The 24756-nt window shown below is 48.5% G+C and carries 19 protein-coding genes and 5 pseudogenes; 13 read left to right on the top strand and 11 right to left on the bottom strand.

All coding sequences use genetic code 11. The features are described 5' to 3' along the window. From FEK66_RS26095 to FEK66_RS22640, 9 genes and pseudogenes are all read left to right on the top strand, one after another. The coding region (locus FEK66_RS26095) for an RHS repeat-associated core domain-containing protein (protein ID WP_276609510.1) at positions 1-456 on the top strand (456 nt) is incomplete at its 5' end. Next, complete coding sequence (locus FEK66_RS22675) at positions 453-1028, top strand: hypothetical protein (protein WP_135492627.1); 576 nt, start codon at positions 453-455, stop codon at positions 1026-1028. The genes FEK66_RS26095 and FEK66_RS22675, both read left to right, overlap by 4 nt. Positions 1029-1074: 46 nt before the next feature. After that, a pseudogene (locus FEK66_RS26090) lies at positions 1075-1221 on the top strand (RHS repeat-associated core domain-containing protein); the annotation flags it as partial. Positions 1222-1314: 93 nt separating this feature from the next. Further along, the gene (locus FEK66_RS25750; RefSeq protein ID WP_167854215.1) at positions 1315-1497 is read left to right on the top strand and encodes a hypothetical protein; all 183 of its coding nucleotides are present in this window, start codon (positions 1315-1317) and stop codon (positions 1495-1497) included. A 2-nt stretch (positions 1498-1499) separates the two neighbouring features. Continuing rightward, positions 1500-1832, top strand: coding sequence for a hypothetical protein (locus tag FEK66_RS22665; RefSeq protein WP_138211550.1), 333 nt, complete (start codon positions 1500-1502; stop codon positions 1830-1832). Positions 1833-1936: 104 nt separating this feature from the next. After that, positions 1937-2593: pseudogene (locus tag FEK66_RS22655) on the top strand (ISAs1-like element ISEc1 family transposase); the annotation flags it as partial. Between the two features lie 159 nt (positions 2594-2752). Next, on the top strand, positions 2753-3046 hold the full coding sequence (locus FEK66_RS22650; RefSeq protein WP_138211549.1) for an HYD1 signature containing ADP-ribosyltransferase family protein: 294 nt from the start codon (positions 2753-2755) through the stop codon (positions 3044-3046). 1 nt (position 3047) lies between these two features. Next, positions 3048-3371 carry a hypothetical protein gene (locus FEK66_RS22645; protein WP_135493543.1) on the top strand — a complete coding sequence of 108 codons (324 nt, stop codon included), beginning with the start codon at positions 3048-3050 and terminating at the stop codon, positions 3369-3371. A gap of 355 nt (positions 3372-3726) precedes the next feature. After that, positions 3727-4276 (top strand): annotated as a pseudogene (locus FEK66_RS22640) (ISAs1 family transposase); the annotation flags it as partial. 74 nt (positions 4277-4350) lie between these two features. Here the strand turns inward: FEK66_RS22640 and FEK66_RS22635 are convergent. Further along, a complete protein-coding gene (locus FEK66_RS22635; protein ID WP_135493544.1) occupies positions 4351-5400 on the bottom strand; it encodes a GGDEF domain-containing protein in 1050 nt (349 codons plus the stop codon). Positions 5401-5502: 102 nt separating this feature from the next. Then, on the bottom strand, positions 5503-7479 hold the full coding sequence (locus FEK66_RS22630; RefSeq protein ID WP_130210865.1) for an alkyl sulfatase dimerization domain-containing protein: 1977 nt from the start codon (positions 7477-7479) through the stop codon (positions 5503-5505). 305 nt (positions 7480-7784) lie between these two features. Between FEK66_RS22630 and pptA the strand changes: the two genes are divergently transcribed. Beyond that, positions 7785-8012, top strand: a complete 228-nt coding sequence (gene pptA / locus FEK66_RS22625; protein WP_130210863.1) for a tautomerase PptA — start codon at positions 7785-7787, stop codon at positions 8010-8012. 3 nt (positions 8013-8015) lie between these two features. On the opposite strand, the gene FEK66_RS22620 is transcribed toward pptA, so the two are convergent. Further along, on the bottom strand, positions 8016-8585 hold the full coding sequence (locus tag FEK66_RS22620; RefSeq protein ID WP_130210861.1) for a flavin reductase family protein: 570 nt from the start codon (positions 8583-8585) through the stop codon (positions 8016-8018). Between the two features lie 184 nt (positions 8586-8769). Further along, positions 8770-9740: pseudogene (locus tag FEK66_RS22615) on the bottom strand (transposase). A gap of 22 nt (positions 9741-9762) precedes the next feature. On the opposite strand from FEK66_RS22615, the pseudogene tnpA reads away from it, so the two are divergent. Both tnpA and nhoA read left to right on the top strand, forming a co-directional pair. Continuing rightward, positions 9763-10181, top strand: a pseudogene (gene tnpA / locus FEK66_RS22610) (IS200/IS605 family transposase). Between the two features lie 82 nt (positions 10182-10263). After that, complete coding sequence (gene nhoA / locus FEK66_RS22605; protein ID WP_130210519.1) at positions 10264-11109, top strand: N-hydroxyarylamine O-acetyltransferase; 846 nt, start codon at positions 10264-10266, stop codon at positions 11107-11109. A gap of 108 nt (positions 11110-11217) precedes the next feature. On the opposite strand, the gene FEK66_RS22600 is transcribed toward nhoA, so the two are convergent. The 7 genes from FEK66_RS22600 to yddG all read right to left on the bottom strand — a co-directional run bounded on the left by FEK66_RS22600 (position 11218) and on the right by yddG (position 21474). Then, on the bottom strand, positions 11218-12111 hold the full coding sequence (locus tag FEK66_RS22600; protein ID WP_135493546.1) for a PhzF family isomerase: 894 nt from the start codon (positions 12109-12111) through the stop codon (positions 11218-11220). Between the two features lie 79 nt (positions 12112-12190). Further along, positions 12191-12871, bottom strand: coding sequence for a respiratory nitrate reductase subunit gamma (gene narI, locus FEK66_RS22595; protein WP_130210515.1), 681 nt, complete (start codon positions 12869-12871; stop codon positions 12191-12193). Beyond that, positions 12868-13563: a nitrate reductase molybdenum cofactor assembly chaperone gene (gene narW / locus FEK66_RS22590; RefSeq protein ID WP_135493547.1), complete on the bottom strand. Its 696-nt coding sequence runs from the start codon at positions 13561-13563 to the stop codon at positions 12868-12870. The genes narI and narW overlap by 4 nt, the downstream gene beginning before the upstream one ends. After that, on the bottom strand, positions 13563-15107 hold the full coding sequence (narH, locus tag FEK66_RS22585) for a nitrate reductase subunit beta (RefSeq protein ID WP_130210513.1): 1545 nt from the start codon (positions 15105-15107) through the stop codon (positions 13563-13565). The genes narW and narH overlap by 1 nt, the downstream gene beginning before the upstream one ends. After that, entirely contained in the window at positions 15104-18844 is a 3741-nt protein-coding gene (gene narZ / locus FEK66_RS22580; protein WP_135493548.1) for a nitrate reductase Z subunit alpha, read from the bottom strand. Before narZ ends, narH begins: the two co-directional genes overlap by 4 nt. Positions 18845-18925: 81 nt before the next feature. Next, positions 18926-20314 carry a nitrate/nitrite transporter NarU gene (gene narU, locus FEK66_RS22575; protein WP_130210509.1) on the bottom strand — a complete coding sequence of 463 codons (1389 nt, stop codon included), beginning with the start codon at positions 20312-20314 and terminating at the stop codon, positions 18926-18928. Between the two features lie 278 nt (positions 20315-20592). After that, positions 20593-21474 carry an aromatic amino acid efflux DMT transporter YddG gene (yddG, locus tag FEK66_RS22570; RefSeq protein WP_135493549.1) on the bottom strand — a complete coding sequence of 294 codons (882 nt, stop codon included), beginning with the start codon at positions 21472-21474 and terminating at the stop codon, positions 20593-20595. Positions 21475-21705: 231 nt separating this feature from the next. Here yddG and fdnG point away from each other — a divergent pair, with 231 nt between their 5' ends. After that, complete coding sequence (gene fdnG, locus FEK66_RS22565; protein WP_138211548.1) at positions 21706-24753, top strand: formate dehydrogenase-N subunit alpha; 3048 nt, start codon at positions 21706-21708, stop codon at positions 24751-24753. Positions 24754-24756 lie beyond the last annotated feature (3 nt).

Here is a 24756-nt window from a genome sequence, read left to right as displayed (position 1 = left end):
CCGGATGTCGGGCGGTTCATAGTTACGGACCCGATAGGGCTGGCGGGCGGGCTGAATTTATATGATTATGCGCCTAACCCAATAAACTGGATTGATCCGTTAGGCTTACAACGGCTTTGTGCATTTGGAAATAAGAGTGGGCCAAAAGGTATTCGTGAGCGAGATTTGACACCCAATGAGCATGGTTTACTTCCTTCACAAGCAGGTAAGGTAAGACCTCAAGGTAAATCAGTGACCAGAACACCTAAAGAATCAGGTTTACAGGGGCATTATCATACTTTACCTGAAGATGTGAAAATGCCTGATGGGCTAGGTATTAAGCACGATGGGCGTGATATGCCGGGAGGGTATATGTCTCCTGGACATTCAACAGTGTATCCTACTAGAGATATGACGCCAGATGAGTTCAATGATTTGTTTAATTCATTACCATGGGAGTATGGTGGTAAAATATGAACAATTTTATAAAAAAGTTTATTGCTATAGAAGATTGTTTTAATGAAGGGACTCGTAATTTTATTGAGTTAGTCCAATGCAATGGGATTACATGGTCAAACTATGAGTTACAGGAAATCGCTCTAAACCAATACTATTATCATGTCCGTTCCCTACTTCTCGAATATGAACCTGATTTAATGTTTTTGTTGTGTTCTAACGATAGTGAATATAGAAGAGTGTCTCTGAAATTAATAAAAGACGGTTTGCTTGATTTGTCTTCATCTGATTTATATCTCGAGAAACTTATAAATATATCGATCATCGGTAATGATGAAGAAAAAATTCTGTCAAGAAATATTATAATTTCACGTGGATGGTTGTTAGCTCGACATGAGTTAGTCGAAGATATCATATCCAGTTTTTATAAGAATGGTTTAGACTATTATTTATATAAAGATATTGGAGAGTTTTTGTATGTTATAAGAAATAATACATTGTTAAATATGCATGTAACATTAGGAATACATAGTCAAGATAAAGACATAGTTGAGTTGGCTAATGAACTAAAAATGAATTTAGTCGGAAGATAATTCTGCCTTTGCATTCTCAATGGATGACTTTGGTTGTGAGGCGAGACTGCATTATGACCTGTTCAGATACTATGACCCGGAGCGTGGAAGAGTTACATAACCTGATCCGATAGGGCTGGCGGGGGGTATAAACCTCTATGCTTATGCGCCAAATCCGCTCTCATGGATTGATCCCCTTGGATTAAGAAAATGTTCCTCATCACGTAAGCCTGAAAAAACAAAATCAAAATCTACAGGCAGAACGAGGCCAAGAAACAAGAATGAAGAGTTTGCATTAGATCATGTAATGAAGCATCCTGAAAATGGCTCGGTAATTATTAAAGCAGATCAAATTGGAGATCCTCACTTTAAAGGTAAGGGGTGGTCAAAAGTAGAACAAAAAACCAACGGTGTAGTTGTTCATTATATGGCGAAGTTTGATAAGAATGGAAGAATGACTCATGTTACTGACTATAAGATAAAGGATTGATCATGAAATTTATCTATCAAGATAGTAAGCAAAAGAGTTATCACTGGAAGCAGTGTGAGAAACTGAATGCTCCTTTTATAGAGATTAGTCAAATTAATCGGGAGTATATGAATATATTTTATGACGTTACCAATTCTCAGATTGATTTGGAAAAAATATCCGCTGATATTAAATGTATATATTTAAGTTATACTAAATTTTTTATGTGCGATCATTTAATTATTGATGATTTATATGATCAACATTATTTTTTTAATTTAGTAGTAAAGATTGAGCATGCTGAATTTATAGCTGAGTCATTATATGATTATCTATTTAGCAAATTAAACACTTAACTGTAGTTGATAATTCGAAAACACTAATACCTGCGTTTTCAGGAACAGTACCTTGAACGTGAAACGGGACTGCATTATAACCTGTTCTGGTTCTACGATCCGGAGTGTTGGATATTAAAGGAAAAATTATCACAACTGATGCGATGGGTTGCCAGAAAGATATTGCAGAGAAGATACAAAGACAGGGAGGTGATTATTTATTCGCTGTAAAAGGAAACCAGGGGCGGCTAAATAAAGCCTTTGAGGAAAAATTTCCACTGAAAGAATTAAATAATCCAGAGCATGACAGTTACGCAATTAGTGAAAAGAGTCACGGCAGAGAAGAAATCCGTCTTCACATTGTTTGCGATGTCCCTGATGAACTTATTGATTTCACGTTTGAATGGAAAGGACTGAAAAAATTATGCGTGGCAGTCTCCTTTCGTTCAATAATAGCAGAGCAAAAGAAAGAGCCAGAAATGACGGTCAGATATTATATCAGTTCTGCTGATTTAACCGCAGAGAAGTTCGCCACAGCGATCCGAAATCACTGGCACGTGGAGAATAAGCTGCACTGGCGTCTGGACGTGGTAATGAATGAAGACGACTGCAAAATCAGAAGAGGAAACGCAGCAGAATTATTTTCAGGGATACGGCACATCGCTATTAATATTTTGACGAATGATAAGGTATTCAAGGCAGGGTTAAGACGTAAGATGCGAAAAGCAGCCATGGACAGAAACTACCTGGCGTCAGTCCTTGCGGGGAGCGGGCTTTCGTAATCTTGCCCTGGGTGGTACGATTTGCAAGATGGATAGATTGCGCATTCTGACCCGATAGGATTAAACGGTGGGCTGAACTTATATGCTTATGCGCCGAATCCGCTGAAATATAGTGATCCACTCGGATTAGATAAAGAACTTTGTAATGGAACGACTTGTGTGCGGCATTATACTAATCGTAAAGGTTCAACCGAGATTGGTAAAACAGGTAAAATATTGGCAAAAGATAATAATAGAGTGTATCTTGAGCCGGCTAGTAAAAAACCATTAAGTCAAGTCGAAGTCGAAAGTAAATATCAAATAAAACCAGGCCGTGGGTGTGATTATGTTGAAACTGATGTTCCAAATGAACAACTTGAATGGGTACCTAATCCACGATATCACACCGATGAATTGACTGCAAAAGGTGATATCACTCTTTCTGATAATGCAAAAATCACCAAACGGAAATAATATGCATAAAGACAATAAAAACATCGTGTTAACTGGAGAGGAGGCTTTGTCTGTTCTAAGTGAAATTAATTATTTGCTGATTTCTCTTAGAGACATAGCCCGGTATTATTATCATTCTCAAAGCGATGATAATATGATTAATAATGAAATTGCTTATTGCAAAGAAACCACTGAATTTATTGATAGAAATAAAATAACTCATCGTCTTGCATATATAAGAATGATTATAACGGAGAAATTTAATAACGAACTAGGCGATGATGATATGGATGATATCGAAAGAGAAATGGAAAAAATAAAGTATTGGGAAAAACCAGGCGATTAAAATAAAGCGGGTGAGGAATTAAATCTCTGGACTGCACCCCAAAAGTTGGACACCCAACTGATTAAGGTGCAGTTTTTTATGGCAAAGCCAAAATATTCTCTCAAAACCAGATTAGCTGTCGTTAATCATTATATTGCCGGACACGATGGCGCACGTCGTACTTTGGTGTTGAAGAAACATCAGTGCGACGCAAGGTAAGAGCCTGGCAACTCAGGGAAAGATCATCAGAAGTACACTTTTTGTACTAAATAATTCGCATTTTATGTTTAAAAATTGAGATATTCCTTATTACCTAAAGCTGTTTTTCATTGCTTATACATGATCAAATACTCCTTACATAATTAAGGAGAACAAAATAGAACTTAAAAAGTTGATGGGACATATTTCTATTATCCCCGATTACAGACAAGCCTGGAAAGTGGAACATAAATTGTCAGATATTCTACTGTTGACTATTTGCGCCGTTATTTCTGGTGCAGAAGGTTGGGAAGATATAGAGGATTTTGGAGAAACACATCTCGATTTTTTAAAACAATATGGTGATTTTGAAAATGGTATTCCTGTTCACGATATTATTGCCAGAGTTGTATCCTGTATCAGTCCTGTAAAATTTCATGAGTGCTATATTAACTGGATGCGTGATTGCCATTCTTCAGATGATAAAGACGTCATCGCAATTGATGGAAAAACACTCCGGCATTCTTATGACAAGAGTCGCCGTAAGGGAGCGATTCATGTCATTAGTGCGTTCTCAACAATGCACAGTCTGGTCATCGGACAGATCAAGACGGATGAAAAATCCAATGAGATTATGTGATTTCTGAACGTCTTAACATGATGGGCATTAAAGGAAAAATAATCACCACCGCTCCAATGAATGCCAGAAAGACATCGCAGAGAAGATAGCTCTAGACAAATATTACCACCCGTCAGCCCTTGTTGAGAGCGGAGAGACGTAATCTGGCCAGTCCACTAATGCTTATAAAGCCCATCGATTTCGCCCACTTTCTTTCGCCCGGTATAAAGCGCTGTCGGCATCCGAAACAATTTGTTCAGCCGTTTTTGCGGGAGCAGAACAGGCAATCCCCTGACTAACCGTAACAAATGCATTAACAGCAGATGCCTGATGCGGGATAGCTGCCAGTTTAAGTTCTTGCTTCACTCTGGCTGCTACCGTCTCAGCTTCCGGCAATGTCGCATTAAAAAGTAGGATGGCAAACTCTTCGCCACCATAACGAGCGACTATATCTTCAGGCTGGCGAATTGCGCGTTGCAGGGCGTCGGCAACTTGTATCAAACATTTATCGCCCGCTGGGTGCCCGTAGGTGTCGTTGTAGCGTTTAAAAAAATCGACATCCAACATAATGAGAGCAAATGACCCGCCGTTATCTATCGCGTCGTGTAAGATACTGTTCATTGCACGTCGGTTTGCTATCCCAGTTAAAGGATCACGATGTGCTAATGCATCAAGGCGATTAATTAACTGGTTGTTGTACTTGTTTTGTTGCCATGCTTCTTCAAACCAACGTAATAAAATAAGTCGCCCACCATATAGCGCCAGTGAAAAAAGGCCCCAGATGACAGCGAAATGAACATTCACATGCTGATTGAGAACAAGACTGGCTAACGGGATGCTAAACCATAATGGAGTGATAAATGCGAGTAATGATGGCGTGTGAAAATACAGCGCAACAACGGCACTAAGCATTAATAATACACACAGAGGGTAAGCAAAAGGTAACGTCCAGTGTGCAATGAAATAAAAGCAACACCATGACCATAACAGGCTTAGAATGACCAATAGTTGCTGAATATACAGCACTTTTTTTCGGGAGATGAGCAATAAAAGGCCACTAATCAGCAGAATGCCGAAAGATGAAATATCAATAGTATGTACAAGGTTTTTCTCATTAAGCCCTGAAGTCATGTCCTCATTAAACAAAATACCACGCAGCAAAATCATCGATGAAAAACAGATATTAATCAAGGCAAACCACGGCAGGCTAATCGACATTCCGCGAATAACCATATCCTGGCGATTTTTCCACGAATAATGAGCGTTTTTTCTTTTATCAGAAACCATTTTTTATAACCAGAAAAGGGCAGGAAACCTGCCCAATTTATACTGAATTTAAGGTGTCACTATATTGAACCAAAATTCAAAATTATCCATATAACCTAACAGCTCGTTGAGTTTTTCCGCATTGCCGGTAATTTTAACGTCTCCTTTGTCCGTGGCTTCTTTCAGCGTCTCTTCTTTCAGTACTATTTTGTTCAATACATCACGAGACAGAGTGATAGTGGCATCCGCATTCGAAGCCTCTACACCAGCGGTATGATTGAGAACACCATTTTCAAGCTCCACTTTATAGGTGCCGCCATCTTCACCAAAATCGAAATTCAACACGGCTTTGGCATCTGCCGCTTTCTCACCATTAATATGGACGGCAAGATAATCAAAGAACATCTCTGGCGTCATTGCACGCACAGTGTCAGGGCTGGCAGTATTTGGTGTTGGTAATTTTTGTACGCCGTTACGCAATTCCTGTGCGCCAGTGAGATAGAAATTACGCCACGGCCCAGATTCAGCCTGATAGCCTAACTGCTCAAGCGCATCAGCTTCCAGATTTCTCGCTGCCTGGTTGTTTGGATCCGCAAACACCACCTTACTGACAACCTGAGCAACCCAGCGGAAATTACCCTGGTCATAATCCTGTTTGGCTTTTTGTAAAATGGCATCAGCACCGCCCATATACTCGACAAATTTCTTTGCGCCTTCTTCTGGCGGCAGTTCATCAAGCGTTGCGGGGTTACCATCAAACCAGCCGAGATAAAGCACGTAAGTTGCTTTTACGTCATGACTTACCGAACCATAATAACCGCGATTCGCCCAAGTGTTAGCCAGTGAAGAGGGCAGTTTAAAGTTTGCGGCAATTTCATCACGGGTCATCCCCTGATTTGCCATACGCAGAGTTTGATCATTGATGTAACGATACAAATCACGCTGGCTTTTAAGCAGTTTGACCACGTTATCATTGCCCCAGGTTGGCCAGTGATGTTGAGCGAGAATAATCTCGGCTTTATCACCCCATAGATTGAGCGCTTCGTTAATATATTTTGACCACGGCAGCGGTTGGCGAATTTTAGCCCCGCGCAGCGAATAGGTGTTATGAAGGGTGTGCGTGACATCTTCTGCTGTTTCGATCAGTTTCTTTTCCTCAATAAACCACAGCATTTCAGAAGGCGCTTCGGAACCTGGCGCCATCAGAAAATCATAGGTCAACCCGTCAATAGTTTCTTTTTGCCCGGTTTTGGTGATGTAGTTAGTAGGAGCAATCAACGTGACCGTTCCTGCTGAAGTGGTTGTTCCCAGTCCCGCGCCGACCTGGCCTTTAACATCAGGTTTCAATAAGTTGCCATACATATAACTGGCTCGTCGGCTCATCACATTGCCAGCCATAATATTTTCGGAAACGGCCTCCTCCAAAAATCCGGCTGGCGCATAGATTTTAACTTTGCCTGATTTAACGTCAGCTTCATCAATTACGCCGCGAACACCACCGTAGTGATCGACATGACTGTGTGTGTAGATAACCGCCACTACCGGTTTTTGGCCGCGATTTTTGTAATAGAGATCCATCCCAACTTTGGCTGTTTCTGCTGAAACAAGTGGATCAACGACGGTAATACCCTCTTTGCCTTCAATGATGGTCATATTTGATAGATCGAGGTTACGAATCTGATAGACACCTTCAGTCACTTCAAATAATCCGCTGATATTTATCAGTTGCGCCTGACGCCATAAACTTGGATTCACCGTATCAGGGGCTTTATCGCCTTCTTTGATAAAAGCGTATTGTTGTGGATCCCAGATAACATTTCCTTGTTCGCCCTTAATCACGTCCTGAGGAATAGGGGCAATAAAACCTTTATGGGCATCAGTAAAGTCAGTGTTATCGGAAAACGGCAACTGGTTATAGAGTAAATTGTTTGCTTGCTGCGTGGCTGCGGTGGCGTTTTTAGGGGCTTCCGCCGCGAGGAGAGGTAAGGAACTGGTGGTGAATAATCCCGTTATTAGCAGACTTTTAACAATATGATTAAGCTGCATCTTAAGTGTCTCCAGAATGGATTTTTATTGAGGGTAATTACGGATGAAAATTTTTAGTGAGGGCAAGAATAACTATAATGGGCGTTAACAAATTGGCAAGCCGGGAACTTGGTGTTTTCTTAATGGCATGTTGGCGAAGAATATATTCTGCAAGTTAACGTTTTCGTTGGCGCTTTATTTAAAAGGGTGTAGTACAAATATGTACAATTTCAAGTAGGCATTATTACCGTAAAAACGCATTACCGGACACACGACATTCACAACGTGTGTTAATTTTACTGACATCTTTCAAAAGGAGCACAATCATGCCGCACATAGACATTAAATGTTTTCCGCGTGAACTGGACGAACAACAAAAAGCAGCGCTTGCTGCAGATATTACCGACGTTATTATTCGCCATCTGAACAGTAAAGACAGCTCGATAAGCATTGCGCTACAGCAGATTCAACCAGAATCATGGCAAGCTATCTGGGACGCCGAAATTGCGCCCCAAATGGATGCCTTGATAAAGAAACCTGGTTACAGCATGTAATGCTTAACCAGCCGTAACACGCTTGCCGCTGGTAACAAACGTGCCAGCGCCTAAATGATGCAACGTATTGAGCTTATCATCATCAAACTGCCAGCGGCCTTCGACAAATACCTGTGCGTCTGCCGCTGCTGATACCACTTCGCCAAACAGCGTGTCGTATTTCTCTTGCGCGGAAGTCGCTGGTAGCAATCGGCACTCCATCCACGCCAGACATTTCTCTTCAACAAGTGGCAAACCAAGCACCGGACCTTTCACCACCGGAATGCCATAGCAATTAAATTTATCTTCTTCACGCCCAGATACACTTCCCACTGCCCATGTCCAGTTAGTCGCTGCAACGCCCGGGATAACGATGCCAAATTTACCGTTACGTTCAATCAACTCCCTCGTCCATGTCGATTTATCTACTACAATCGCCACGCGTGGAGGTTCAAACTCCACCGGCATTGACCAGGCTGCCGCCATAATGTTACGCCGCTGGGATTGCTCATCTAAACTGGTGATCAGGACAGTAGGGCCATGATTTAACAGACGGCTGGCATGGTGTAATTCTACGGGGATGAATCGGCTCACGGTATCGCCTCGCTAAGAAGGTTGTTTTAAAAGCGTAGCTCGTAACGCAATAAGCAACGAAATTAACGGGATCGGCGATTTGCGAACGTGATGCATGTCCGCGATCGCACAAAATAGCCTGTGCGGCGTCTATTCCAGGTTTTGACATCCTCCACGCCCTGAATGACGAGGATCCCTGCTACGTTCAGGCTGTCGCCTGAATCATTTCGGTGGGTTCCTGCTTCAACGGGCGGCCTGACTGCACCATCCCTCCACAGGCAAGAACGGCGTGTCCCGCCGCTAAAATGTTACGAGCGCCGTTTACATCGGCGTTCGCAGTATATCCACATACCTGGCATCTGAATTTACTTTGTGACAGGCGATTTTCTTTCGCTGCATGACCACAACACGCGCAACGCTGGCTTGTGTACGCTGGCGGAACAGCAAGCACCTGACCGCCACGCCAGAGCTGCTTGTACTCAAGCTGGCGGCGCATTTCATACCAGCCCTGATCCAGTATCGAACGGTTTAAACCTGATTTTGCCCGGACATTGCGCCCCGGCTGGCTGACCGTACCCGCGGCTGACTTTGACATGTTGCTGACCTTCAAATCCTCAATGACTATCATTGCGTGGTTTTTGCTGATTGTCGTTGTGACTTTGTGAAGGTAGTCCCTGCGGATATTTACGATACGGTGTACCACTTACCGCAGGACTGGCTGACTGTGACATTTTTTACAACCCCCATGACCTGACGACTGTTCCGGTAGCGCATCCAGCCAAGTTTCGGCAGAAAAATACGGCTGTTTTCCTGATCGAGCTTAACGCCCTGCGGGTAGCTGAATGCGTCATTCTGTCCCCGCTTTTTGAATCGGGGAAAAGCCGCACGCTTCTGGAAGAAATTTTTGTAGGCTCGCTCAAGGTCTTTCAGTGACTGTTGCAATGGCTGTGATGGGGCATCTTTAATCCATTGTGTTTCAGTGGCATTTTTCCACTCAACCAACCAGGAAACCATTTTCGCGTAAGGGATGTATTTATTACCGGCCTCATGATTCTCATTCTGAAGCGCCAGAGCACGATTGAAAACGAAACGACATGCGCCTGCGAAGCACCTCATTTCACGCTCCTGTTGACCACCGGGTCTTAACTGGAATTTAAATGCTTGTAGTCGCTTCACAGGGCAAACTATACTTTGGTCTATGAAAAAAGAAACCGATATCCGACGCGGAAGGCACTGTGTTTTCCTGATGCATGTTCACCTGGTCTTTGTCTAACCAAATACAGACGCCAGATTTTTGACCATGACGCGACAGAAAAACTACGCACTTACTTTTCAAATGTATGTGCTGATTTTGAAGCTGAACTGGTTGAAATGGATGGTGAACAAGATCATGTCCATTTGTTAATTAACTATCCACCCAAACTGGCGATATCCAGTCTGGTAAACAGCCTCAAAAGCGTATCGAGTAGATTGCTGCGACGAGATCGACCAGATATTGCAGTCAGGTATTACCACAAATGCGTTTTGTGGAGTCCCAGCTATTTTGCCAGTAGCTGCGGATGTGCGCCAATATCCGTCATCCGCCAATACATTGAACAACAGCAAACACCTGGTTAGGTGGAAAACCGCGCCTTATATCCCCACCCTGAAGGACGGGGTTTTATGGCGCACTGGATAAAACCACTAACGGAAACGCCTGATGACGCCCATTCTGAATCATTATTTTGCCCGCATTAACTGGTCGGGAGCTGCTGCGGTCAATATCGATACGCTTCGTGCATTACACCTGAAACACAATTGCACCATTCCATTTGAAAATCTTGATGTTCTGCTGCCGAGGGAAATGCAGCTTGATGATCAATCTCTGGAAGAGAAATTGGTGTTCGCCCGGCGTGGCGGTTATTGCTTTGAACAGAATGGCGTGTTTGAGCGGGTTTTACGCGAGCTGGGTTTTCATGTACGTAGTCTGTTAGGGCGCGTAGTGTTATCTAATCCACCATCATTACCGCCGCGCACGCACCGTTTACTGTTGGTAGAACTGGAAGGTGAACAATGGATTGCCGACGTTGGTTTTGGTGGTCAGACGCTGACCGCGCCAATCCGTTTAGTGCCGGATATCGCGCAAACAACGCCACATGGCGAATATCGGCTGTTACAGGAAGGGGGCGACTGGGTGTTGCAGTTTAATCATCATCAGCACTGGCAGTCGATGTACCGTTTTGATCTCTGTGAGCAGCAACAAAGCGATTATGTGATGGGTAATTTCTGGTCGGCGCACTGGCCGCAATCGCATTTTCGCCATCATTTGTTAATGTGCCGCCATTTGCCGGACGGTGGCAAGCTGACGTTGACCAATTTTCATTTCACCCATTATGAAAATGGTCACGTAGCAGAGCAGCAGAATTTGCCAGATGCGGCGTCGTTGTATGCCGTGATGCAGGAGCAGTTTGGACTGGGCGTGGATGATGCGAAACATGGGTTTACTGTGGATGAGCTGGCGCAGGTGATGGCAGCGTTTGATACGCATCCGGAAGCGGGGAAATAGTTGGTGCCAGAGTGCCGGATGCGGCGTAAACGCCTAATCCGGCGGTTGTAGGCCTGATAAGCGAAGCGCATCAGGCAATTTGTTTTTCTGCCGTATATGGCAACGGTTTTAAAGATCAATTGCCCACTCGGCATGAAATAAAATCACCGCTGTACCAGAAATAGTCACTTTCTCCGGCTGGTTATCGCGAATTGTCACCGTCACATCAATCACACCGTCACGCCCCAGAGCGCGCCCCTGATGGCCTTTAACACGCAACACGCTGCCATCGTGGGGCAATACGTTGTGATGTACCAACCATGCCCCCATCGGACCATTGGCATTGCCGGTCACCGGATCTTCCACAATACCAATCGCAGGCGAGAACATGCGACCATCGGTTTCGTTTTTGCCTGGACGGATCTGGAAGGGAAAGAAACCATTGCAGCCAATCTGTTTGCTGATAGCGGTCAGCGCAGCAAGATCAGGCGAAAGGGCGTCGATATCCACCTCTGGTTTCAGCGGAATCATCACTTTTGAGTGTCCTGTTGTTGCGACCTGAATTGGCAAGCCTGGCAGAATATCGTCTTCAGTGAGATGAAGCGCGTTGATAATCGTCGCACGTGTTTCACCTTCCAGCGGTGGCTCAAAGCCAGGAGAACCTTGTTCCAACGAAATACGATAATCATCGTTGTGCTTTTCGATAGTCACGCGGTGTTTTCCTGCCTGCGACGTTTGCCAGACCGTGCAATTTCCCAAACCTAATACCTTCGAACGTACATAATGTGCTGCCACGGTCGCGTGACCGCAAATCGGCACTTCAACCGTTGGCGTAAAGTAGCGAATGCGCACATCGCTGTCGTCACTGTGCAGCAGAAACGCAGTTTCCGAATGGCCTAACTCGCGGGCGATAAGTTGCATTTGCGCTTCACTGAGATTATCGGCAGGGAAAACAACACCGGCAGAATTGCCGCGAAACGGTTGAGAGGTAAAAGCATCGACGTGGTAAACCTGCGGTTTCATTAATGTTCTCCTGTGGCTGGAGAACTATCATAGCCTGCAACTGGCCGGAGAGCGAAGGGCTATCCGGCCAGGGTGATGATTAACGCCGCGAACGCACAATCTGATACCGACGAGTAAAGTACTCAAACGGCGCGCTCCACACATGCACCAGTCGGGTGAATGGGAAGAGCAGGAAGATGGTCATTCCCAATACCAGATGAACGCGAAAGATATAAGCTACGCCATCAAGATGCGTCGATGCGCCGCCCTGGAAAGTGACAATGCTTTGCGCCCAGCCCACCAGCTTCATCATTTCACTGCCGTCCGGATGTTGTGCTGAAAAGGGAATGGTGGTTAACCCAAGAATGCACTGAATTAACAAAATGGCGAGGATCAGGATATCCGCACCAGAAGACGTCGCCCTGATACGCGGATTTGTTAAACGACGTACCAGCAGCCCCGCACCGCCAATCAACGTTAATACACCGCAAATACCACCGAGCACCATCGCCATCTGTTGTTTTACCGCCACCGGCAGAAACCACGCGTACATCCAGTGCGGCGTTAACATGCCAAACAGATGACCGAAGAAGATCCCCAGAATGCCGATATGGAACAAGTTCGACCACAGCACCATCCCGCGTTTATCCAGCATCTGGCTGGAGGCGGCGCGCCAGCTATACTGCCCGTAATCGTAGCGCAGCCAGCTTCCAAGGATAAAAACCGTGCCACACAAGTACGGGTAGATATCGTAAAAAAAGACGTTCAGATACTGAATCATTTCCCACCTCCCGCACTGATGTCGACATACTGCGGTGCGACATCCTGGCTAAAGCGTCGCTGATATTGATTAAGCGGCGAGCTGTCACACGCCGTGGCGTTATCTTCAATAAACTTCACCTGTTCCTCTTCCCACACCGCATCCAGCGCCTGGCGGGTGTCATCGCGCTCTTCGCTGCGAATTTGTTTAGTGACACTGTCACTTGAAAGCGTACTTCCCGCCAGATGCAGTAGGGCGTCAAACAACGAATACCACGGTGCCTCGCGTTGTTTTAAACGTCCGCCAAGCAGAGCGAGGATCGGCGCAACGTTGAGTAACCCTTCTTTCGCCTGGTCGTCCGGCAGTACGCTTAAATACTCCAGATACAGCGGCAGATAATCAGGCAGTTCCCGACAATCCAGTTGCAGACCGACCTTTTCATACTCCGCCAGCAGGTTCACCATTGCCTGGCCTCGATCGCGGGACTCGGCATGAACATGTTCGAACAGCAGCAGCGATGTGGTACGTCCACGGTCAAACACTTCGCACCATTCGGCCTGTTTATCCAGCAGCGGCGCGTTAAGCAGGTTACGGGTGAAATCCGTAAGCATCGGCGCATCGCGGCGGATCAACACCAGCGCGTCCTCCTTGCTTTCCCACAGCAGCTCGTCCGGATACTCCATCAACAGGCCGATCACCTTTAGGATCTGCATTATTCGCCCTCCGCTTTATTGCGTACTTCGGTAATGTCGATGGCATCAATTCGGCTACTATTGAACAGGTTGAATTTGCTGTCCGAGCCGTGGCAACCGTCGCCAAAAGTAAAGCCGCAGCCGTTGCGTTCTGCGAAGGCGTCGCCCGCCATTTCACGATGACTGGTCGGAATGACAAAACGATCTTCATAGTTGGCGATAGCGAGATAGCGATACATATCTTCGACCTGAGCGACGCTCAAACCCACTTCGTCGATGGCGCGGGTATCAGTAACGCCTTCCACGGTTTGTGAACGCATATAGTGGCGCATCGCCATCATCCTTTTTAGCGCCCGCAGTACCGGGCCGGTATCGCCGGCACTCAACATATTGGCGAGGTATTGCACCGGAATACGCAGGCTTTCGATGGCGGGGAGCACGCCTTCGCTTTTCGGCAAACCGCCCGCATCAGCGTAGGACTGAATCGGCGACAACGGAGGAACGTACCAGACCATCGGCAGGGTGCGATATTCAGGGTGCAACGGTAGCGCCAGTTTCCAGTCCATCGCCATTTTGTAGACAGGCGAACGCTGGGCAGCTTCAATCACATTTTGTGGAATACCTTGTTTCAGGGCTTCCTCGATCACTGAGGGATCGTGCGGATCGAGGAACACTTCGCACTGGCGCTCATAGAGATCAACCTCGCGCTCGGTGCTCGCCGCTTCCTCAATGCGGTCGGCGTCGTAAAGCAGCACGCCCAGATACCGGATGCGACCCACGCAGGTTTCTGAGCACACGGTTGGTTGGCCTGACTCAATTCGCGGGTAACAGAAGATACATTTTTCTGACTTGCCGCTTTTCCAGTTGAAGTAGATTTTTTTGTACGGACAACCGCTAATGCACAAACGCCAGCCACGGCATTTATCCTGATCGATCAGCACAATGCCATCTTCTTCGCGTTTGTAGATAGCGCCGCTGGGGCAGGTCGCCACGCAGCTGGGGTTGAGGCAGTGTTCGCACAGACGCGGCAGATACATCATGAAGGTGTTTTCAAACTGCCCGTACATCTCCTTTTGCATGGCTTCGAAGTTGCGGTCGCGGGCGCGTTTTTCGAACTCGCCGCCCAGCAGTTCTTCCCAGTTTGGCCCCCAGATCACTTTGTCCATCCGCTTACCGTCAATCAGCGAACGCGGGCGGGCGGTGGGAATATGTTTACCTTCTGGCGCGCTATGCAAATGTTCGTAGTCGAAGGTGAAAGGTTCGTAGTAATCGTCAATCTGCGGCACCACCGGGTTGGCGAAGATTTTGGTTATTACCCCCATCTTGCTGCCCAGACGCGGACGGATCTTACCGTTGACATCGCGGACCCAGCCGCCTTGCCACTCTTCCTGATCTTCCCAGTTTTTCGGGTAACCAATGCCCGGTTTGGTTTCGACGTTGTTAAACCATGCGTACTCCATGCCTTCGCGACCGGTCCAGACGTTTTTGCAGGTCACCGAACAGGTATGGCAGCCGATACATTTGTCGAGGTTAAGCACCATGCCGACTTGCGAACGGATTTTCATTTTTTCGCCTCCTGTACCTGATCGCGACCTTCATCATCCAGCCAGTTAACGTTCTTCATCTTGCGGATCATGATAAATTCGTCGCGGTTCGAGCCGACGGTGCCGTAGTAGTTGAAGCCCCAGGCCAGCTGTGCGTAACCGCCAATCATATGCGTCGGTTTCGGGCAAACGCGGGTGACCGAGTTATGAATGCCGCCGCGCATGCCGGTTACTTCCGAGCCGGGGATATTCATAATGCGTTCCTGGGCGTGATACATCATGGTCATGCCCGGCGGTACGCGCTGACTAACAACCGCACGAGCTGTCAGCGCGCCGTTGGCGTTAAACACTTCCACCCAGTCGTTATCGACAATGGTCAGTTCACGGGCATCGGTTTCGCTGATCCAGACAATCGGCCCACCGCGAGAAAGCGTCAGCATCAGCAGGTTTTCACTGTAGGTGGAGTGAATGCCCCATTTCTGGTGCGGCGTCAGGAAGTTAAGTGCTTTTTCCGGGAAGCCGTTTGGCGGGATCTGGCGCATTTCACTGACGCTGCGGGTGTCGATAGGCGGGCGATAAGCCACCAGGCTTTCACCAAAAGCACGCATCCACGGATGATCCTGATACAGCTGCTGACGGCCCGACAGCGTGCGCCACGGAATTAACTCATGAACGTTGGTGTATCCGGCGTTGTAGGAGACGTGATCGCTTTCGAGACCGGACCATGTGGGGCTAGAGATAATTTTACGTGGCTGCGCCTGAATATCGCGAAAGCGAATCTTCTCGTCCTCTTTGTGCAGCGCCAGATGGGTATGTTCGCGTCCGGTGATTTCGCCCAGCGCCTGCCACGCTTTGACCGCCACATGGCCGTTGGTTTCCGGTGCCAGCGCCAGAATCACTTCTGATGCATCAATGGCGGTGTCAATCAGCGGACGCCCCTGTGCTGGGCCATCACGCTTGGTGTAATTGAGTTTACCGAGGAAATCGATTTCATCCTGGGTATTCCACGAAATCCCTTTACCGCCGTTGCCAAGTTTGTCCATCAGTGGCCCGAGCGAGGTAAAGCGTTCATAGGTAGCAGGGTAGTCGCGTTCCACCGCCACAATATTGGGGGCAGTTTTGCCAGGGATCAGATCGCATTCGCCTTTGCGCCAGTCGAGCACTTCACACGGCTGGGAGAGCTCTGCCGGAGAGTCGTGCAGCAGTGGTTGTAATACCACGTCGGTTTCTTTGCCGAGATGTCCCACGCACACTTGCGAAAAGGCTTTGGCGATACCTTTGTAGATTTCCCAGTCGCTGCGTGATTCCCAGGCCGGATCGACCGCCGCAGAAAGTGGATGAATAAACGGATGCATATCCGAAGTATTCATATCGTCTTTTTCGTACCAGGTGGCAGTAGGCAGAACAATATCGGAGAAAAGACAGGTGCTGGACATACGGAAGTCGAGCGTCACCAGCAGGTCGAGCTTGCCTTCAATCGCTGCAGTTTGCCACTCAACTTCTTCCGGTTGGATTCCCTCCGTCGGTCCAAGTTCTTCCCCCTGAATGCCACTTTCCGTACCCAGCAGATACTTCTGCATATACTCGTGGCCCTTGCCGGACGAGCCAAGCAGGTTTGAACGCCAGACAAACAGGTTACGCGGATGGTTGCTGCCGTTGTCCGGCTGTTCGCAGGCCATGCGTAACTCGCCTGACTTCAGTGCCTGGGCGGTAAATTCGGCGGGTGATAATCCGGCCTTGTCGGCTTCGGCTTTCAGGGATAGCGGGTTACGCCCCAGTTGCGGCGCAGAAGGTAGCCAGCCCATGCGCTCGGCGCGAACGTTGAAATCAATCAGATGACCGCTGTATTTACTGGCGTCGGCCAGCGGTGAGAGCAATTCCTGCGCGGTGACTTTTTCATAGCGCCACTGGCTGGAGTGATTGTAGAAAAACGAGGTGCTGTTCATCTGGCGCGGTGGTCGGTTCCAGTCGAGCGCAAAGGCCAGCGGCAACCAGCCGGTTTGCGGGCGCAGTTTTTCCTGACCGACATAGTGCGCCCAGCCGCCGCCGCTTTGCCCGACACAACCGCAGAAGATCAGCATATTGATCATCCCGCGGTAGTTCATGTCCATGTGATACCAGTGGTTGACGCCAGCACCGAGGATAATCATCGAGCGCCCATGCGTTTTATGGGCGGTATCAGCAAATTCGCGGGCGATGGTTTCAATATACTGGCGCGGTACGCCGGTAATTTGCTCACCCCAGGCTGGGGTGTACGGTTTGATTTCAGCGTAATCTTTCGCGCTGCTTTCATCTTCCAGCCCGCGATCGAGGCCGTAATTCGCCAGTACCAAATCATAAACGCTGACCACCGGACAGACACTGCCATCGGCTAATGTCAGGTTTTTAACGGGTAATTGACGCACCAGTACCGGATCGTGTTTTACGCTGCGAAAGTGCGGATTTTCAATGCCGCCAAAGTAGGGGAAGGCCACGCCTGCAACGATGTCGTGTTGACCGAGCAGGGTTAACGACAATTCGGTTTCCGTACCGGCGGCAATGGATTCCAGATTCCATTTGCCTTTTTCTCCCCAGCGAAAACCAATCGAACCGTTCGGCACCACCAGTTCACCTGCGGTATTAACCGCCACGGTTTTCCACTGCGGATTGTTGCTTTCGCCCAGTCCATTCACCAGGTCAGACGCGCGGATCATGCGCCCGGGAACGTAGCTGCCATCTTCACGTGGTTCCAGCATTACCAGCATCGGCATGTCGCTGTAGCGGCGGCAGTAGTTGATAAAGTAGTCGCTGGGATTATCGAGATGAAACTCTTTTAAAATCACATGGCCCATCGCCATCGCCAGCGCGCTATCAGTGCCTTGCTTTGGCGCCAGCCACTGGTCGCACAGTTTTGCTACTTCCGAGTAGTCAGGGGTAATGGCGATAGTTTTGGTGCCTTTGTAGCGCACTTCGGTAAAGAAGTGAGCGTCTGGCGTGCGCGTCTGCGGTACGTTAGATCCCCAGGCGATGATGTAACTGGAGTTATACCAGTCGGCAGATTCTGGCACGTCGGTTTGCTCGCCCCAGGTCATTGGCGAGGCGGGCGGCAGGTCGCAATACCAGTCGTAGAAACTTAAACAGGTGCCGCCAAGCAGCGACAGATAACGCGTTCCGGCGGCGTAAGATACCATCGACATCGCCGGAATCGGTGAGAATCCGGCAACGCGATCCGGGCCATAGGTTTTGATGGTCCAGACGTTAGCTGCGGCAATCAGCTGGTTTAGTTCCTGCCAGTTGGAGCGGATAAAGCCGCCGCGCCCACGCACTTGTTTGTAGCTCAGGCACTTTTGCGGATCGTTCATAATCGATGCCCACGCCAGTACTGGATCGTTGTGCTGTTTAAGGGCTTCGCGCCACAGTTCAATCAGTCGTTTACGAATTAGCGGGTATTTCAGGCGGTTAGCGCTGTAAAGATACCAGGAGTAACTTGCGCCACGCGGGCATCCGCGGGGTTCATGATTGGGCAGATCAGGGCGAGTGCGCGGGTAGTCGGTCTGTTGGATTTCCCAGGTCACCAGGCCATTTTTAACGTAGATTTTCCAGCTACAGGAGCCAGTGCAGTTAACGCCGTGGGTGGAGCGCACGATTTTGTCGAATTGCCAACGCTGGCGATAGCTATCTTCCCAGTCACGGTTGCTATGCATCACCTGTCCGTGACCATCGGCAAAGATTTCGCCCTTTTGTTTGAAGTAGCGAAAGCGATCCAAAAGTTTACTCATGACTTGACTCCTGCTCCAGGAATGATTTGGGATCTGATGCCTTGTCGGATGCGACACGGTTGTACATCAGGCATCGATCTCTTATTTTTGGCTGAACTTCCGCCGACCATAAACCAGCCAGGTCAGCAGCACACAGATGATGTAAAAGATTAAAAACACTTTCATCGCGCCCACTGGCGATCCGGTCATATTCAGCGACATGCCAAATGCTTGTGGAATAAAGAAGCCGCCCACCGCGCCGATGGCCGAAATAAAGCCCAGCGCCGCCGCCGTTTCAGTGATTGCTTCTCGCTGGGCCTGTTCATCGCTGCCGCCTTTCATCTTGACGCGATAAACCGTTATCTGGCGAAAGATGACAGCGATCATCTGGAAAGTAGAACCACTTCCCAAACCAGCGGTAAGGAATAACCCCATAAACACAGCGTAAAATGCGATGAAATTGCCGGAACCCGTGCCAGGTAGGGTAAGGAACAGCAGGGCGCTGAAAATCGCCATAAAAATGAAGTTGATCAACGTCACCCGCACGCCGCCAAATTTATCGGAAATAGCACCACCCACCGACCGCGCGATGGCACCGATAAACGGGCCAAAGAACGCCAGGCGCAGAATATTCACATCCGGGAACTGTGTTTTTGCCAGCATGGCAAATCCGGCGGAAAAACCGATAAACGAGCCAAAGGTAGCGAGATAGAGCAGACTCAGCAGCCACAGATGCAACCGTTGCAAAACGGGCAACTGGTCAGCAATTGACGCACGTGAACTGGCAATATCATTCATCCCTGACCAGGCGGCGATAGTGGCAATCGCCAGTAGCGGTACCCAAATCCATGCGGCGTTCGCCAGCGACATCACCGAACCATCGGCCTGCGGTACGCCATTGACGCCAAGAAAAGCAAATACCGGTACAAAAATCACCAGCGGCGCAACCAGTTGCATCACGCTGACGCCTAAATTCCCCAACCCGCCATTAATCCCTAATGCACTGCCTTGTTTGGCTTTCGGGAAGAAAAAACTGATATTTCCCATACTCGAAGCAAAGTTCGCGCCAGCAAAACCACAGAGCAAAGCAATAACAATAAATATCCCAAAAGGGGTATTCGGATTTTGCACAGCAATACCGAGCCAGACGCAAGGAATAATCAGAATCGCGGTACTAAAAACTGTCCAACGGCGTCCACCGAATATAGGCACCATAAAGGAGTAGGGAACACGCAATAATGCGCCGGAAACGGAAGGTAAGGCGGTTAATAAAAAAAGCTGATCGGTAGTGAAATTAAAGCCGATTTTATTGAGATTAACGGCAACTGCGCTAAATAACATCCAGACACAGAAGGCAAGGAGTAAACAACTTACTGATATCCAGAGGTTTCTTCGGGCAATGTGTTTTCCTTTATTTTCCCAGAAGGCCGGATTTTCTGGCTTCCAGTCGCGTAAAAGGTAACGATTATTTTTCTCATTTTGTAGTGCCATATTCTTCCTCACATGCACACATTGTTAATGAAAAAAAGACAAGGCAGGACATTGGACGCAATGGTCCGTTATTAGAATTAAGAGTAAATAGAGTGAAGTGCTGATTGAAAGAATAGATAACAAAGCGAAACTGCGGGGGGAGAAAGCTGATTATCTGAATGGATATGTGTTACTGAATGTAACAATGATGCATCATATTTTTTACTTATTTTTAAACTAACATACGGCAAACGTGTTTGTTGCCGTATGAATCGTGGCTTTATTGTCGTAGCCTTTGCTTATCGTTGACGCGTTGCCAGCCAGCAGAGCAGGGAACCGCCGCAGACCATCAATGCGCCTTGCCAGAAAGAGAACGATAGCGGAGCACTAAGCAGTACCGCAGCAAGCGCCGACGAAAGCACAGGCGTAAAATACGAACCTACCGCCATAATGGTGACATTGCCATGTAAAATGCCGACGTTCCACGCCGCGTAAGCAAATCCTAAAGTAAATGCCGCTGAGATAAGTTTTATAATGACGGGCGTGCTAAATACCATCTCCGGTTGCGGCGTTAAAAAATAGTAAACCCACAAACTTGCTCCCGTCAGCAGGACGAAAACGGTAATACCGTTAAATCCACGGGCATATTTATTGGTGACCGTGCAATAAGCGGCCCAGATAAAAGCACCAATAAAAGCCAGGCAATAACTCAACGGGCTGGTAGTGATATTGTTGATAATTTCATCCGGCTTGAGGCCATTTTCACCCCCTAATACCCAGCAGACGCCACCAAGGGCTAATAATAATCCTGGTACAATCAGCCAGTTGGTTTTCTGACCATTAAACAGAATGGCAAAGAGAATTGTCAGGCTGGGCCATAGATAGTTCACCATACCCACTTCAATCGCCTGATGACGTGTCGCCGCATACCCTAAGGAAAGCGCCAGACAGATTTCATAGCTGACGAATAACAGACTCCCGGCGAGTAAATAGCCTTTAGGAATCTGCCGAATACGCGGAAATCCAACCGTGAAGATTAACAGCAGCCCGCTTAATGAATAGATAGCAGCAGCTCCGCCGACCGGGCCGAGCCCCTCGCTGACACCGCGAATCAATCCTACCATCGTGCTCCACAGGACGATCGCTATTAGCCCTATGAGAGTTGCTTTTTGTCGTGTCATGCTCGCTGTTTAGTCTCTCTTGCCGTTAAAAATTAAGCTGAAATTTATAGCATTTTTTTAACCAGGCTGTCAGGCAGTGGTGTGTTTTTCTACCGCCATTGAGGTAGGTCAATTTGCGCAGGCGGATTATTTTGTGGCAAACAGGTGTTCTTTTTGATTTCGCGCAAAAAGATTCAGAATTTTACTGTTAGTTTCCTCGCGCAGTAATACCCCTGAAAAAAGAGGAAAGCAATGGACGTCAGTCGCAGACAATTTTTTAAAATCTGCGCGGGCGGTATGGCGGGAACAACAGTAGCAGCATTGGGCTTTGCCCCGAAGCAAGCACTGGCTCAGGCGCGAAACTACAAATTATTACGCGCTAAAGAGATCCGTAACACCTGCACATACTGTTCCGTAGGTTGCGGGCTATTGATGTATAGCCTGGGTGATGGCGCGAAAAACGCCAGAGAAGCGATTTATCACATTGAAGGTGACCCGGATCATCCGGTAAGCCGTGGTGCGCTGTGCCCGAAAGGGGCAGGTTTGCTGGATTACGTCAACAGCGAAAACCGTCTGCGCTACCCGGAATATCGTGCGCCAGGTTCTGACAAATGGCAGCGCATTAGCTGGGATGAAGCATTCTCGCGTATTGCGAAGCTGATGAAAGCTGACCGTGACGCTAACTTTATTGAAAAGAACGAGCAGGGCGTAACGGTAAACCGTTGGCTTTCTACCGGTATGCTGTGTGCCTCCGGTGCCAGCAACGAAACCGGGATGCTGACCCAGAAATTTGCCCGCTCCCTCGGGATGCTGGCGGTAGACAACCAGGCGCGCGTCTGACACGGACCAACGGTAGCAAGTCTTGCTCCAACATTTGGTCGCGGTGCGATGACCAACCACTGGGTGGATATCAAAAACGCTAACGTCGTGATGGTGATGGGCGGTAACGCTGCTGAAGCGCATCCCGTCGGTTTCCGCTGGGCGATGGAAGCGAAAAACAACAACGATGCAACCTTGATCGTTGTCGATCCCCGTTTTACGCGTACCGCTTCTGTGGCGGATATTTACGCACCTATTCGTTCCGGTACGGACATTACGTTCCTGTCTGGCGTTTTGCGCTACCTGATCGAAAACAACAAAATCAACGCCGAATACGTTAAGCATTACACCAACGCCAGCCTGCTGGTGCGTGATGATTTTGCTTTCGAAGACGGTCTGTTCAGCGGCTACGACGCTGAAAAACGGCAATACGATAAATCGTCCTGGAACTATCAGTTCGATGAAAACGGCTATGCGAAACGCGATGAAACACTGACTCATCCGCGCTGTGTGTGGAACCTGCTGAAAGCGCACGTTTCCCGCTACACGCCGGACGTTGTTGAAAACATCTGTGGTACGCCAAAAGCCGACTTCCTGAAAGTGTGTGAAGTGCTGGCCTCCACCAGTGCGCCGGATCGCACAACCACCTTCCTGTACGCGCTGGGCTGGACGCAGCACACCGTGGGTGCGCAGAACATCCGTACTATGGCAATGATCCAGTTGCTGCTCGGTAACATGGGTATGGCCGGTGGCGGCGTGAACGCATTGCGTGGTCACTCCAACATTCAGGGTCTGACTGACTTAGGCCTGCTCTCTACCAGCCTGCCGGGTTATCTGACGCTGCCGTCAGAAAAACAGGTTGATTTGCAGTCGTATCTGGAAGCGAACACGCCGAAAGCGACGCTGGCCGATCAGGTGAACTACTGGAGCAACTATCCGAAGTTCTTCGTTAGCCTGATGAAATCTTTCTACGGCGATGCCGCGCAGAAAGAGAACAACTGGGGCTACGACTGGCTGCCGAAGTGGGATCAGACCTACGACGTCATCAAGTATTTCAACATGATGGACGAAGGCAAAGTCACCGGTTATTTCTGCCAGGGCTTTAACCCGGTTGCGTCCTTCCCGGACAAAAACAAAGTGGTGAGCTGCCTGAGCAAGCTGAAGTACATGGTGGTTATCGATCCGCTGGTGACTGAAACCTCTACCTTCTGGCAGAACCACGGCGAGTCGAACGATGTCGATCCGGCGTCTATTCAGACTGAAGTATTCCGTCTGCCTTCGACCTGCTTTGCTGAAGAAGATGGTTCTATCGCTAACTCCGGTCGCTGGTTGCAGTGGCACTGGAAAGGTCAGGACGCACCGGGCGAAGCGCGTAACGACGGCGAAATTCTGGCGGGCATCTACCATCATCTGCGCGAGCTGTACAAAGCCGAAGGTGGTAAAGGTGTAGAACCGCTGATGAAGATGAGCTGGAACTACAAGCAGCCGCACGAGCCGCAGTCTGACGAAGTGGCAAAAGAGAACAACGGCTATGCGCTGGAAGATCTCTATGACGCTAATGGGGTGCTGATTGCGAAGAAAGGTCAGTTGCTGAGTAGCTTTGCGCATCTGCGTGATGACGGTACGACCGCATCTTCTTGCTGGATCTATACCGGTAGCTGGACAGAGCAGGGCAACCAGATGGCTAACCGCGATAACTCCGACCCATCCGGTCTGGGGAATACGCTGGGATGGGCCTGGGCGTGGCCGCTCAACCGTCGCGTACTCTACAACCGTGCTTCGGCGGATATCAACGGTAAACCGTGGGATCCGAAACGGATGCTGATCCAGTGGAACGGCAGCAAGTGGACGGGTAACGATATTCCGGACTTCGGCAATGCCGCACCGGGTACGCCAACCGGGCCGTTTATCATGCAGCCGGAAGGGATGGGACGTCTGTTTGCCATTAACAAAATGGCGGAAGGCCCGTTCCCGGAACACTACGAACCAATTGAGACGCCGCTGGGTACTAACCCGCTGCATCCGAACGTGGTGTCTAACCCGGTTGTTCGTCTGTATGAACAAGACGCGCTGCGGATGGGTAAAAAAGAGCAGTTCCCGTATGTGGGTACGACCTATCGTCTGACCGAGCACTTCCACACCTGGACCAAGCACGCGTTGCTCAACGCAATTGCTCAGCCGGAACAGTTTGTGGAAATAAGCGAAACGCTGGCAGCAGCGAAAGGCATTGCCAATGGCGATCGTGTCACTGTCTCCAGCAAGCGTGGTTTTATCCGCGCGGTGGCTGTGGTAACGCGCCGTCTGAAACCGCTGAATGTAAACGGTCAGCAGGTTGAAACGGTGGGTATTCCAATCCACTGGGGCTTTGAGGGTGTCGCGCGTAAAGGTTATATCGCTAACACTCTGACGCCGAATGTCGGTGATGCAAACTCGCAAACGCCGGAATATAAAGCGTTCTTAGTAAACATCGAGAAGGCGTAAGGG

The organism is Escherichia sp. E1130, assembly GCF_005781065.1.
In the GTDB taxonomy this organism is placed as follows: domain Bacteria; phylum Pseudomonadota; class Gammaproteobacteria; order Enterobacterales; family Enterobacteriaceae; genus Escherichia.
This window is presented reverse-complemented; position numbering and strand designations above follow the sequence as displayed.